The organism is Sphingobacterium sp. CZ-2, assembly GCF_004526235.1.
GTDB classification, from domain to species: Bacteria; Bacteroidota; Bacteroidia; order Sphingobacteriales; family Sphingobacteriaceae; genus Sphingobacterium; species Sphingobacterium tenebrionis.
The window spans coordinates 519,581-533,122 of record NZ_CP038159.1 but is presented as its reverse complement, the minus strand read 5'-3'; the positions used below and the strand labels follow the sequence as shown (position 1 = coordinate 533,122).

Below are 13,542 nucleotides of genomic sequence, written 5' to 3'. Positions count from 1 at the left end.
GTTATGGAAACGTAACAGGCTTTTTTATTTAATTACCTTTAAGTTCAACCAGGTTCTGCCTTTTATTATGCAGGTAGATATAAGGACTACATCCGACTTCCTTTTTAAAAGCATGAATGAAACTGCTCAAGGATTTGAAGCCAAGATCACTTGCCAAGGAATAAATGGTTTCTTCAATACCAATAAAGTCCTCGATATGATCCATGCAATATTGGATTCGCTTTCTTTTCAGAAAGGTTGCAAAACTGCAGTTCTCCTCTTTTCTGATGATCGTTTCGATTTCTTTTTTGCTGAGTTTCGTCCGGCTTGCGAAGGTATGCAGATCAAATTCTTTGTCTAAATAATCCAGTTTATGGCAGAAATACTGTTGAATCTGTTGAAAGATGAACTTTTCCTTCTCCAGTTTTTCATTTACAGATTTCATTTCTAAAGACCTATGGATATCATGTGCATAGCGTACTTGAAGAATCAGTGCCTTTATTTTATATGAAAAACGGAAGTAGAATATCAACAGGAAAACCAGACTTAGATAGAGGCTGTTCGGAATCTTAAAAAAATAACCAAAATGATACATAAAGCCTGATCCGATGGAAACCAGTAGCATGCAAAACTTACTTGCAAATAAAGCGAGGGCCAAAGAACCATCCAAGGAACTGGAAAGCATCCTGATTTTAGAACTTAGCGGCTTCAATATGAATAGATCGTAGGCAATAGATCCCATCAGTAAAAAGGTCTGGAAATTATGGTAAAAGAAATCCAGTAGGTGAAAGATCTCGCCGCGAAGAAGCTGTTCGGAAAATATGAGATTGAGAAAGTAATAAACATAAAACAGCACAAAGGGAAATAAAGCGATCAGCAGCAGATAAGGAGAGGTCTGTTGTTCGATGCTGTTGTTCCGGATATATAGGGAGGAGACCGATGCCACACACAGCGATACGCTGCTATAAATGAACTGTTGGTCAGTTCCCGTAAATATGCTCGTTAAAAAATGGTTGATAAATACGAATAAAATAATACCCATCATGAACCGCAGGAAGAATCCCCTTTCTTCCCGTAAGCTATTGATATGATAAAAATATATTCCTGTCAGGAATTGAAGACTAGTTAGTATTATCAATAATGACATATAGCAATTATAGAGTAATACTATTAAGAGAATAAAAAGCAAAGATTAATTTATCTATTAACACTGCGAAAATCAGCCTTTTTTCTAATTTCTGATATTCTCAAAACTTTTTTTGAAAATGAAAATCATTTATGAGACATCGGGCATAACCGAGAGGGGTTAGATTTGCAGCCTTATTGTTAAACGATAAAAAATCATGAAAAATAACCTAATAGTTATCTTAAGTATGCTGACAGTTTTGCTGTACAGCTCCTGTGATAAGAAAGAATCCCCAGAATTGGAACCTTTAAAAGAAGAGTTTGCAACATTGGATGAAAGTGTGCCTGCTATCATCCCTCATCTTTATCTTCAGATCCAAAACAATGCTGAAGTGGTAGAAAAGGATGTTTATCTAAATGCAGAAGTGGAGATTGATGGACAATCTGCCTATGCCGATTTACCAAAAGCAACCACTAGAATCAAAGGTCGTGGAAATACCACCTGGTTCAGGGCAAAAAAACCATATCGGTTGAAACTTGATGAATCAACCTCCATACTAGGCTTTGCTGCAGCCAAAGACTGGGTATTATTGGCCAACCATTTGGATTATTCCTTTATGTGCAATGCTATTGCCTGTAAGGTTGGTCAACAATTGGGTATGCCTTTTACCAATACCATGATCCCTGTGGATGTGACCATCAATGGAAAATATAGAGGAAGTTATATGTTGACCCAACAGATTGAAGTGAAGGAAGGACGCGTAAATGTGGGCGATGATGGACAGTTGTTGGAGCTGGATATGAATTTTGATGAGGAATTCCAGTTTAAAACTGCTGGATTCAATCTGCCGGTCATGATCAAAGCACCAGACATCAGTTCAGATGCAGAATTCAATTCGATCAAATCTGAATTCGAAAACCTGGAAAGGCTGATGATGGATACCAAATTTCCGAATAATGATTATGGAAAGCTGATCGACAAACAACAATTGGTAAATTATATGATCGTCAATGCATTGACGGCAAATTATGAAATCAACTACCCAAAAAGTGTGTATATGCATAAAACCCCAAGCGGGAAATATACCATGGGCCCAATATGGGATTTTGACTGGGGTTTTGGTATGGATGAAATCAAACAGCAATATTTCCATTTTGAAACGCTTCCCTTATTTAAGGAAACAGATAGCCGCTTAGGCCATAAATTTTTTACCCGTTTCTTGAAAGATCCTGAAATCAGGAATATGTACAAGAATACGTGGAGAAATTATAAATCCAATCAGTTTGAAGCCCTAATGGATTATATCGAGGATTATGCCGCTAAAATCCGCCAATCACAGCAGTTGGATTTTGCCCTATGGAAAGTTGGTCCAAACAACCATGCAGAGACCAAGAAGAACATGAAAACCTACCTAAGAAAAAGAGCCCAGCACCTAGATAACTATATCAACCAATTATAGGAAGAAGGGCATTCCAAGGAATGCCCTATCCACCTGCTCCTTAAAATTCTATTATCTTTTCATCCGTCCAGCTTTCATCCAAGGTGGCCTTGAATCCTGCATCAGTTGTCGGTGTTGGATACATATTCCCTCGAATCATCACCTTTACATTGCTTCTAACGTCTATACTCACAACAGTCGATTGATCTACACCCACGCTATTAAAGAGTTCCAACTTATAATCAATCCTTCTATCCTCCTTGAAATTCCCTACAAAATGGTTGAATACAAAACGGTTCATCACTTGGAAATTACTGAAGATTTCTATCGGTTTCACTTCCTTCACCGGCGTATGGATCTGTAATTGATTGCTGAAGGGAGTCCAACTCAACATGTTATTGATAGGGCTGACCCTTAATTTAACCAAATGGTTTAAGACAGCGACATCCGTCAATTCGATGGTGATCTGGTTATAGAGTCGTTGTAAGGTAATGGAGCTGCTATTTCCGGTTTTTCCAACCCTAAACCTATTGGTATTTCCAAAAAATCGGGCTCTGCCATCTGAAAAATCATGATCGAATCGAAAATTTTCGATAGCCGTTTGCCGGCTGGGAAGGTTTAATTCCTCGCTGGTTTCTGCAAATAGGAAGGCTCCTCGATAATCCCCTTCCGGAAGTTTGAGATTTATGCTTGCGTTTTCTCCGAATCCGATGCTGTCGATCGATTGCCAATGGGCCATGTCCTCATTGTAGATCATATACATTAATTTTCTTTTTAGTTGAGGATGCGGCACAGACCTACGTTCGCCAAAAATACGGATATTATCCACCTTCACCGTCCCTGATCCTTTATGATTATCGGGGTAATCAAATTGCAATTGAAAATAATCGATGTCCTGCTTTTTCGTAATTTCTTGGACATCATAGCTTCTTTTGTGCGGAAAAAATTCCTTTCTCCCCGTTGGAAAAACAAACTTCTGTTCAAAATCGGGTAGGGGTCTATCATTTTTGTATGCCCTCAAGGTGAACCCTTTGGCGGAATGCTCACTGATGCCGATTTCAAATTCAATAGTCTTTAGCTGACCTTGGAACTTCTGGGGCAAACGCATCCGGAAGACCTCCGGATTAGTACCGGTCAAGGCATAATCACCGGGGAACTGTCGGGTATAAAATCCATCTGAAATAGTATTAATACCGTTGTTTTTTGATCTAAACTCTACCGATGGGGTATGGTCGCTAGCAAATACATAATCAGGTTGGAATTCTCGCCTGTTGAAACGCCATAGATACAATAAACTGGGGTCGATATAAGGATTGGAATGATTGGTATTATCCTTCCGAATAGCTGATTGGCTAACTGAATGGCTAGGACTCGAAAAATCTGCAGAGGAGGAAAAGGGTTCTACAATGGAGGTGAAATTGTTGATTTCAAATTTGAAATCATATAACAGCTCCGGTTTTAGATCTTCGGGATTGATTAATTTCTTGCACTGATATAAGGGAAGGAAGCATAGAATAACAACAGTGCATCTGACAAAGTTCTGAATAGTTGATTTCATAAATCATTAATTTTCTGATAATTACATATCATTAAATATAATTTATGACCCAAAAGCAGAGGGTTATTCTCTATATTATAATATAAGAATAACCCTCTGTTAATATTTTATTAAGAATTAGATCTTGATGGTTTTTTCTACATCATTGATCCTCACTTTTACCTCTTCGCCTTTTTTACCTCGGATGTTATAATCCATTACCTGCCCATCTTTCCAGGTAAAATCAACCGTATAATTCCCTCTTGCTTTCAGGCCTTTTACTTGACCATCCTTCCAGGCAGAAGGTAAAGCCGGTAACAAATGGATCACTCCATCGTGGCTCTGGATAAGCATTTCTGCAATTCCTGCAGAGCCTCCAAAATTCCCATCGATCTGGAAGGGTGGATGTGCACAGAAGAGGTTAGGATAGGTCCCTGCACCAGCGCCTTGATAGGTGGTGTTTTGTGCATAGGCCGGTTTCAACAATTGGCGAAGGATCTCTAAGGAATGATCTCCATCATGCAACCTTGCCCAGAATAGGATCTTCCAAGCTCTTGACCAACCCGTACCTTCATCCCCACGAACCTTCAATGTCTCTTTAGCGGCTTCTGCCCATTTCGGACTCGTAATCGGTGAAATGAAATTCGCCGGGTAAAGACCGTATAAGTGGGATACATGGCGGTGCTGCGGTTCCGTTTCTTCGTAATCTTCCAACCATTCCATTACCCGTCCGGATTTGCTGACAACCACTGCTGGTGGTATTTTACCCAGATCTTGCCGCAATGATTGGGCAAAGTTATCCGAAGTCCCTAAGATGCTGTCTGCAGCAATGACCGATAGGTATAATTCCCGAACGATCTGATTGTCGATGGTTGGTCCCATCACGACGGCAGCTCGTTTGCCGTTAGCCATTTTAAAACCATTTTCTGGAGATACTGATGGCGAGGTTACTAGCCAACCAGTCTTAGGGTCCTTGACCAAGGTAGCTTGATAGAACAGTGCTGCATCCTTCAGTACAGGATAGATATCGCGGAGATAAGCCTTATCTTGGGTAAACTGATAATGTTCCCATAGATGGTTACATAGCCAGCCCGAAGCCGTACTGGCTCCCCAGGAAGCATGCTCCCCCGGTGAAGAATAACCCCAAACATTGGTCATCATATAGACCACCCAACCCGGCGCACCGTAATAGGCCTTGGCTGTTTTGGTCCCTTCCTTGGCCACATTTTTGATCATTTCGATAAATGGTTTGTGGTATTCGGATAGATTACTGACCTCAACGCCCCAATGGTTCATCTGGGCATTGATGTTCAGGTGATAATCCCCATTCCATGGTGTCTGGATCTGATGTGCCCATAAGCCTTGTAGATTGGGAGGTAAAGCCTTTGCTTGATCAGGCGCCGCACTGGACAAGGTTAAGTATCGACCGAATTGGTAATACAATACCGCCATCCCATTATCCTGTGCTGGGTTCTTATAAAAATTACTGATCCTTTCCGGCGTTGGGATATTGTCCTTGGATTGCTCGTCTGCAATAGTCAGTTCCACCCGATCGAATTTAGCGGCATATTTCTTTACATGGACCTTAAAGTGTTTGCTGAAATTGCTTTTGGAGGCTTTCACGATCTGTTGATTAACATACGCAACAGGTTCATGATCGTAATAACTGGTCGTGGCCGAAAATAGGATCTGCGCTTCATCGGCTTCTTTCAAGATGATCTGGTTATCATGCAAGGTGATTTTTCCACCTTTGTTGATGACTTTTATCTTTGCTGCAAAGGTTAACCCTTTACCACCTTTTCCATCCGGCAGGCTGCCGGTAACCGTGATTTCATTTCCCTTGATCTGGTAATCGTCGATATGTTCGTCGCGGTAGAAATGCAGGGCAAACCCGATGGATTTCTTCTTGTTGGCAGATAAGCGGATCAATCCCACATTCTGATCAAAGGAGGTAAAATATTCCCGTAGAAAATTAGTCCCCTTACTGGTAAAGGAGGTAGATGCTTTTGCTTCGTCCAGGTCCAGCCAACGTTTATAATTGCTCACTTCTTGCTGGTCGAAATGCAGGATGTTTAACCAGCCGAAATTCTGGAAACAGCCGTATGGAACATTTGCGCCATTCCCCTGACCAGATCCGGCACCCACACAAACAAAGTTTTTATTCACTAGCGCTTCAGCTAGGTTGTTCTTTCCTTGAAACAAGAGCCCTTGTATTTCCTTCAGGCTGTTTTTTGCCTCATAGTTGTTCGCATCCTGCGGACTTCCAGACCATAGGGAAATTTCATTCAGCACGATGCTCTCATCATGTACTTTGCCATCCGGCATCATCCCGATAAGGCCATTTCCCAGGGGTAGGGTTTCCTCCCATCTTTGGGCAGGCTGGTTATACCACATGCGTAGGTCTTGGGCATTCGCCATACCGAGCATAAAGCATAATCCGATTAACATTTTTTTCATAGGTTGGTTGATTTATTTATTGTTGGTTTATTCTTTTGTGAATATTTCAAATTCTGCTACTGCAAACTGCTTGTCGCCACTTAAATTTTCCGAAGGGATAAACCGGATATAATGCGCCTGTTTTGGACTTCCAAAAGAGATATGCTGTGGAACAGCATTGGCTTTGATATTCGAGAATTCCCCTTGTGCAACCGCTTGCCAGGTCTTTCCATCCACACTCAATTCTACCCGATATTTGGTTGGTGTTCCGGTGTGTTTTTGGTCCTGTCGAGGGGTAAACTGCATCCCGGTAAGGGTATAGGTCTTTGACAATCGGAATTCCACATAACCAGGAGCACTCAAGGTTGTTTCCCAATAGCTGGAAAGTTCATTATCTAAGGCAGCACGGATATTTTTATCGGCATGGATAATGGTGATTTCCTTCTTGTCCAATTTATTGGGTAGCTCGGAATTGAATTTGAAATCTGATTTTTCTTCTAGAAATAGTGCAAAATCACTCAGGGTAGGGGCGACTGGAGCGAATAATTTCAGCCTAATTTTAGATGTACTAACCGGCTTATTTAATTTGATCAGTCTGTTCGCTCCGATGCTGGTTGCACGGGTCAATGGGTTCCACTGGTTGTTTTCCCAGATGTCGATTTGGACGCTATCCAGGCGTTGCCCCAATTTGATGTTTTCCCGAAGACGGATAAGATCGAACGTCTGTTCTTTGGCTAGGGTAATTTCCAAGCTTGGATCTAATACCTTATCATCCGAGGCGTAATAGGAGTATCGGTCCCCATCAAATAGATTTTTGGTTGAAAATTGGGCGTGGTTTTCTCGTGTATTACTTGTGGTTGCGGTAGCTCCCTCCGCCAAATTGTAGGCAAAGGTCAACCGCAGTTTTTCTCCGAAAGCTGCTAAGGATTTGACGTCATTTTCATGCAGATAACCATCCGGCATAGGGGCTAGGCCCAAATTCATGCCACCACCTCGACCAACGGATTTCAAATAGATCTCAAACAGCTGGTTCGGTGTTTTTACCTTGCTGTCCTGAACGGCATGGTAGAACCAACCTGGTCGCTGCGGAACATCGCATTCTGCCGGAATCCAATATTGACCATTGCGGTCACCGGTAGGCAGGTTAGAACCATCTACTTCGCCGGGAACAGGTGTTTTACCGTTCTGGCTTTTGGGCGTAATGGTCGACCAGCTGGTTTCGGCCGCAAATCCATGTTCATTTCCCACCCAGCGCATATCCGGACCCACATCGGAAAAAATCATCGCGTTTGGTTGCAGTTTCCGGACGATCGGCCAGGTTTTTTCAGTCCATTCATAGTAGGTTGTTCGATCGATGGTCCGCTTCTCGTTCTTACCACCATAGTAACCATCTCCTCCATTTGCACCATCGTGCCAAGAAGTAAACAGCTCCCCATAATTGCTCATCAATTCCGTCAATTGTTCCCTGTAGGCATCAGCATAGGCCTTGCTGCCATACCGGGTATCGTTACGATCCCAGGCAGAAAGGTAAACGCCAAATTTTAAACCATTATCATGGGCGGCTTCCATGAATTCCTTGACCATATCGCCCTTTCCATTCTCCCAAGGGGAGCTTGCTACGGAATAGGATGTTGTTTTGGTTGGCCATAAACAGAAACCATCATGGTGCTTTGCCACGGAGATCAACCCTTTGAAACCTCCGGAGGCTGCAGCTCTTGCAATCTGATCGGCATCAAATTTTGCTGGGTTGAAGATCTTTGGATCTGCATCCCCAAATCCCCATTCCTTGTTCTGGAAGGTCGTAGGGGTATAGTGGATCAAGGTGTACATCTCCATTTCATGCCAGCGTAACTGCCGTTCACTCGGTAATGCGCCATAAGGAGCCGGAGCAGTTTGCCCTAATGAAAACAATGGACTCAATAATAATAAACTGAAGAGGTAAGATCTTTTCATATATAAATGGATATTGCCGTTAAGATACAGAATTCACGAAATATAAGAAACAGATAGGGGTAATATGTATTACATATGATACATGATAACTGGTAAATTGAAGAAGGATTTTAATGAACTAAAGGTGATTTAAAATTTTAATTACCTGAAACAGAACTACCTAAGTCCTATAGCTGATATTTTTCTTGCAAAACATCTTATACTTTTATTTACTTTGTAATTCAAAGTACTTTTATAAACTTTTAAAACAAGAAACATGACAGTTCAAAATCAAGTAAATTTTGTTCCTTACGCGGTAGCGGGAATATTGCTGATGGTTCCGGCCATTGCTATGCAATTCACTAATGAAGTTAATTGGAGCCTATTCGATTTTTTAGTGGCTGCGGTATTATTATTTGCGGCGGCATTTGGGATCGACCTGATCTACAGAAATGTAAAGAATAAAAGTAAGAGCTGGATCTATATCCTATTGGTATTGTTCGTTCTGGCGGTTATCTGGGCAGAAATGGCCGTAGGTATTTTCGGTAGCCCGATTGCTGGAAGCTAGTATGTTAAGTTTTTTTAAAATAACAGTCTGTTAATATTGTGTTGGTTAACTTTGCAGCATGAGAAACATCAACGCTGTTCTATTCGACATGGACGGTACTTTAATTGATTCAGAGTACTTTTATTTTAGCAACTGGGCACCGATCTTAAAATCGGATTACGATTTTGAGATCGATTTTGACGATTGGATCCGTGACTTTGCAGGTCATACCTTAAAGGATAATGTAGAGATGCTGAACCGGGAGCATCAGCTTCAGGTAGATGAAGAAGATATGTGGTTCGCAACACGGGCCAATTATGCCAAGGCAAACATGAAGAACATCCGCTTAATGCCGCATGCAAAAGAAATCCTAGAGAAAGCAAAGGCAGAAGGGCTTACTTTAGGCTTGGTGACCTCTAGCTACCAAACTACCGTACAAACTGTTCTGGGAGAACATCAACTATTGGATTATTTCTCCTTTTTCGTGACCCGTGAATTGGTGGAAAGCCCAAAGCCAAATCCAGAACCCTATTTATTGGCGGTCGAAAAGCTAAATATACCCAAGGAAGAGATTGTGGTCATTGAAGATACCAGTACCGGATGTACAGCAGCCAAGGACGCAGGACTGTACTGTATAGCCGTGAGCAAACAAGCGGTAGAACGCCAAAGACTTAACCATGCTGATTTACTTTTAAACGATTTAGCAGAGGTAAAAAATTCGTTATTTTAAGATGTAAGCCTTTTATCTTTCCGTAATATTCGTAAATTTAGTTTCTTGATTATAAACTTATGAATAGACGGACGGCGCTAAAGCAGTTTTTCGTGCTGGCAGGGGGAATCTGGATTGCTTCCTCTTGCGACTTCAGCGCGGAAGCCCCCAGCATAGCATTAAAACAGATCAAACTGACCAAGGCCGATGAGGAACTCTTGGCAGAACTGTTGGAAACCATCATCCCCAAAACCGATAGCCCTGGAGCAAAAGATTTAAAACTGCACCTCTTCGTCATGAAGATGGTCGATGATTGCGAAAGTCCCGAAAACCAGGAGGCTTTCCTAAAGGGGCTAAAAGCGGTGCCTAAACCTCAAAATAATCCTCAAACCGAATTGATGAGCTATTTGGAAGGTCTTCCAAAGGACGATGTCTTTCTCCGCATCCTGAAAAGACGCGGTATCCAAGGCTATAAGAATTCCGAATACGTGATGAAGAATAAATTGATCTATGAACTGGTTCCTGCTAGGTATGATGGGGCGTTAAAAATCAAGGCATAAAAATGGCAAATCTGAATATAGATACACGAGATAACCGCACTTACGATGCCATCGTGATCGGTTCTGGAATCAGTGGGGGATGGACAGCTAAGGAATTGTGTGAAAAGGGGCTGAAAACTTTGGTCCTGGAACGTGGAAGGGATGTGAAACATGTAAAGGATTATCCCACCACGAACCTCTATCCTTGGGAATTTGAACATCGGAATGAACTGCCCTATGCGGTAAAACAGGAAAACCCGATCGTTAACCGTTGCTATGCTTTTCATGAGGATGCCGCTCATTTTTTTGTGAAGGATAAGGAGCATCCCTATGTGCAGGAAAAGCCCTTCGATTGGATCAGGGGGTATCAGGTAGGGGGTAAATCCTTGCTTTGGGCAAGACAGACCCAGCGATGGTCGGACTTTGATTTTGAAGGTCCTGCCAGAGATGGATTTGCCGTGGATTGGCCAATCCGCTATGCGGATATCAAACCTTGGTACGATCATGTGGAACGTTTTGCCGGTATTGCAGGGGATAGGGATGGTCTTCCGGAATTACCGGATGGGGAATTCCTACCGGCCTATCCGCTAAACATCGTCGAAAAATATTTCAAACAGCAAGTGGAGCAGAAATATCCCGAAAGAAAGGTGATCTCTGCCCGCTGTGCGCACCTATCCCATGCCAATCAGATTCACATCGATCAAGGCAGGGTGAAATGTCAAAATAGAACCTTATGCCAGCGAGGCTGTCCCTTTGGAGGTTATTTCAGTTCGAATGCCTCTACCTTACCCTGGGCAGCAAAGACTGGAAATATGACCTTACGACCAAATTCCGTCGTGCATTCTATTTTATATGATGAAAGCAAGGGGAAGGCAATAGGGGTAAAAGTCATCGACAAGGACAGCAAAGAAGAAATCGATTTCTTCGCGAAAGTAATCTTCCTGAATGCTGCGGCACTCAATTCCAATTTATTGCTGCTGAATTCCACCTCCCAACGTTTTCCAAATGGTTTGGGAAATGATAGTGGTACGCTGGGTAAATATGTGGCCTTCCACAATTACAGCGCAAGGATTTCTGCGGAGTATGAAGGCTATCTGGATTATAAAACCGATGGTAGGAACCCTGCCGGTGGTGGTTATATCCCGAGATTCCGTAACCTGCATAAACAGGAAACGGATTATCTACGGGGCTATGCTGCTGGTTTTGGAGCCTACCGTTCCTCTTATTCGGATGAATCTGGATTAGGGATTTCGCTTAAGGAATCCATCCTCAACCCGAAGCTTGGAAACTGGGGCGTGGGTTCGCATATGATGGGGGAGACCATACCGAAGGCTTCTAATTATGTAGCCTTGGATGGAAAGGAGAAAGATGAATGGGGAATGCCATTGTTGCGGGTGTCGGTTGATTACGATGATAATGATAATAAGATGAAGAAGGATTATCTCGATACGATGGAAGAGATGTTCCTGGCAGCAGGTTTTAAGAATATCCAACGTAATGATGCCTGGCAGGCACCGGGATTGGATATCCACGAAATGGGCGGCGTAAGGATGGGCCTGGATCCGAAGACCTCCATGTTGAACAAATGGCACCAGCTACACGCCTGTAAAAATGTATATGTGACGGATGGTTCGAGCATGACCTCGACATCCACCCAGAACCCTTCCCTGACTTATATGGCTTTTGCAGCAAGGGCCGTAGATCATGCTGTTTCAGAACTTAAAAAAGGAAATTTATAAGATGAGAATAATCAACCTAACCAACCTGTTTTTTTTCTTATTTATCCTGGATACGGGCTTTGCGTCAGCACAGCCCAAACCGGCTAAACTTAGCCCACAACAAAGGGCTCAAATTATTTTGGATTCCATCTATACCCATTATGCGGTGAATGGAAGTTTCTTGTTGCGCGAAAATTATCCTTTTGATGCAGGCTATCAGGCCAGTTATCTGGGGGATAATAAACCCGCTCCGAAAGGGAATGCGTATTCCTACCTCTGGCCATTTTCCGGTACTTTATCTGCGCAGGTGGCTCTTTTGGAAAGCCAACCTAAGAACAAGGCCAAGAGGAAGGAGATCGATATGAAGGTATTGACCGGATTGGAGGAGTATATAGACCAAAGAGCACCGGTGGGCTATGCTTCCTATGTACGAACGGCACGGCAATCGGATCGGTTTTACGATGATAATGTCTGGCTGGGGATAGATTTTGCGGATCTGTACTTAGCTACCAAAGACAAAAAGTACTTGGCGAAATCGGAAGAAATCTGGCGCTTTGTGGCGAGCGGGATGGATGATAAATTAGGCGGAGGGATTTATTGGTGTGAACAAAAAAAGGAATCAAAGAATACCTGTTCCAATGCACCAGGTGTTGTTTTTTTGATGAAACTATATCAGGCAACCAAGAAGAAAACGTATTTGGATCAAGCTGTTTCCTTGTATGCTTGGACGAAGAAAAACCTACAGGATCCGACGGACCATTTGTATTTTGATCATGTGACCTTGTCGGGGAAGATCGGAAGGGCGAAATTTCCTTATAACTCCGGACAGATGTTGCAGGCTGCGGTGTTGTTGTATGAAGTAGGGAAGGAGAAGAGGTATTTGGAAGATGCGCAAGCCATTGCGAAATCTGCTCATGGATATTTTTTCCATGACGAGGAGGAAAGGGCAGGGAAAAGGTTCAGGTTATTGAAGAATTCGGATATTTGGTTTATTGCGGTGATGATGAGGGGATTTGTGGAGTTGTACCAGGTGGATAGGGATCCGGTTTATTTGCAGAGTTTTAAGGATAATTTGGATTATGCCTGGGAAAATCTGAAGGATGAGAATGGATTGTTCTATAAGGATTGGAAAGGAGAACGGAAAAACAATAAGAAATGGTTGCTTGATCAAGCCGCCATGGCGGAAATGAACGCAAGGTTAAAATTTTAGGTTTTTTTGTGGGTAGGACCTCATTGAAGGGGTTAGCGTCATTGCGAGGAGGTACTTTCCGCGTCATTGCGAGGAGGTACGACGAAGCAATCTTTCTCCATGTCATGCTGAGCGCAGTCGAAGCATCTGTTCGTATGCAACCGTTCAGATCCTTCGACGATGCGCAGGATGACACAGTCCAAAGATTGCTTCGTTCCTCGCAATGACGGAGTGATTCGCAATGACGGGGAAAAGTACAAGAAACAGTAACCAAACCTATGATTTTCGCTATAAAATCATGCTTAAAGCATATTTAAACCGTGTTTTTATATGCCAAACATACATTTTACATACTTTCACATTACTTTCATCCTACTTTCGCTCGGAAGGAA

10 protein-coding genes are annotated in these 13,542 nt (G+C 42.6%); 6 read left to right on the top strand and 4 right to left on the bottom strand.

The window, feature by feature from the left end; genetic code table 11:
• Positions 1-28 precede the first annotated feature (28 nt).
• Positions 29-1,126: a helix-turn-helix domain-containing protein gene (locus E3D81_RS02310; RefSeq protein WP_134776271.1), complete on the bottom strand. Its 1,098-nt coding sequence runs from the start codon at positions 1,124-1,126 to the stop codon at positions 29-31.
• Between the two features lie 196 nt (positions 1,127-1,322).
• On the opposite strand from E3D81_RS02310, the gene E3D81_RS02305 reads away from it, so the two are divergent.
• Positions 1,323-2,564, top strand: coding sequence for a CotH kinase family protein (locus E3D81_RS02305; RefSeq protein WP_134776270.1), 1,242 nt, complete (start codon positions 1,323-1,325; stop codon positions 2,562-2,564).
• A gap of 40 nt (positions 2,565-2,604) precedes the next feature.
• On the opposite strand, the gene E3D81_RS02300 is transcribed toward E3D81_RS02305, so the two are convergent.
• From E3D81_RS02300 to E3D81_RS02290, 3 genes are all read right to left on the bottom strand, one after another.
• A complete protein-coding gene (locus tag E3D81_RS02300; protein ID WP_134776269.1) occupies positions 2,605-4,101 on the bottom strand; it encodes a hypothetical protein in 1,497 nt (498 codons plus the stop codon).
• A gap of 117 nt (positions 4,102-4,218) precedes the next feature.
• A complete protein-coding gene (locus E3D81_RS02295; protein ID WP_134776268.1) occupies positions 4,219-6,537 on the bottom strand; it encodes a glycosyl hydrolase family 95 catalytic domain-containing protein in 2,319 nt (772 codons plus the stop codon).
• Positions 6,538-6,564: 27 nt separating this feature from the next.
• On the bottom strand, positions 6,565-8,469 hold the full coding sequence (locus E3D81_RS02290; RefSeq protein WP_134776267.1) for an alpha-L-fucosidase: 1,905 nt from the start codon (positions 8,467-8,469) through the stop codon (positions 6,565-6,567).
• Between the two features lie 256 nt (positions 8,470-8,725).
• Here E3D81_RS02290 and E3D81_RS02285 point away from each other — a divergent pair, with 256 nt between their 5' ends.
• From E3D81_RS02285 to E3D81_RS02265, 5 genes are read left to right on the top strand one after another with little or no spacing between them, the layout of a single operon-like run.
• Positions 8,726-9,016, top strand: a complete 291-nt coding sequence (locus E3D81_RS02285; protein WP_134776266.1) for a hypothetical protein — start codon at positions 8,726-8,728, stop codon at positions 9,014-9,016.
• 58 nt (positions 9,017-9,074) lie between these two features.
• Positions 9,075-9,725, top strand: a complete 651-nt coding sequence (locus tag E3D81_RS02280; RefSeq protein ID WP_134776265.1) for an HAD family hydrolase — start codon at positions 9,075-9,077, stop codon at positions 9,723-9,725.
• A gap of 59 nt (positions 9,726-9,784) precedes the next feature.
• On the top strand, positions 9,785-10,264 hold the full coding sequence (locus E3D81_RS02275; RefSeq protein WP_134776264.1) for a gluconate 2-dehydrogenase subunit 3 family protein: 480 nt from the start codon (positions 9,785-9,787) through the stop codon (positions 10,262-10,264).
• Positions 10,265-10,266: 2 nt separating this feature from the next.
• Positions 10,267-11,982, top strand: coding sequence for a GMC oxidoreductase (locus tag E3D81_RS02270; protein ID WP_134776263.1), 1,716 nt, complete (start codon positions 10,267-10,269; stop codon positions 11,980-11,982).
• Position 11,983: 1 nt separating this feature from the next.
• Entirely contained in the window at positions 11,984-13,171 is a 1,188-nt protein-coding gene (locus E3D81_RS02265; RefSeq protein ID WP_134776262.1) for a glycoside hydrolase family 76 protein, read from the top strand.
• Positions 13,172-13,542: the final 371 nt, after the last annotated feature.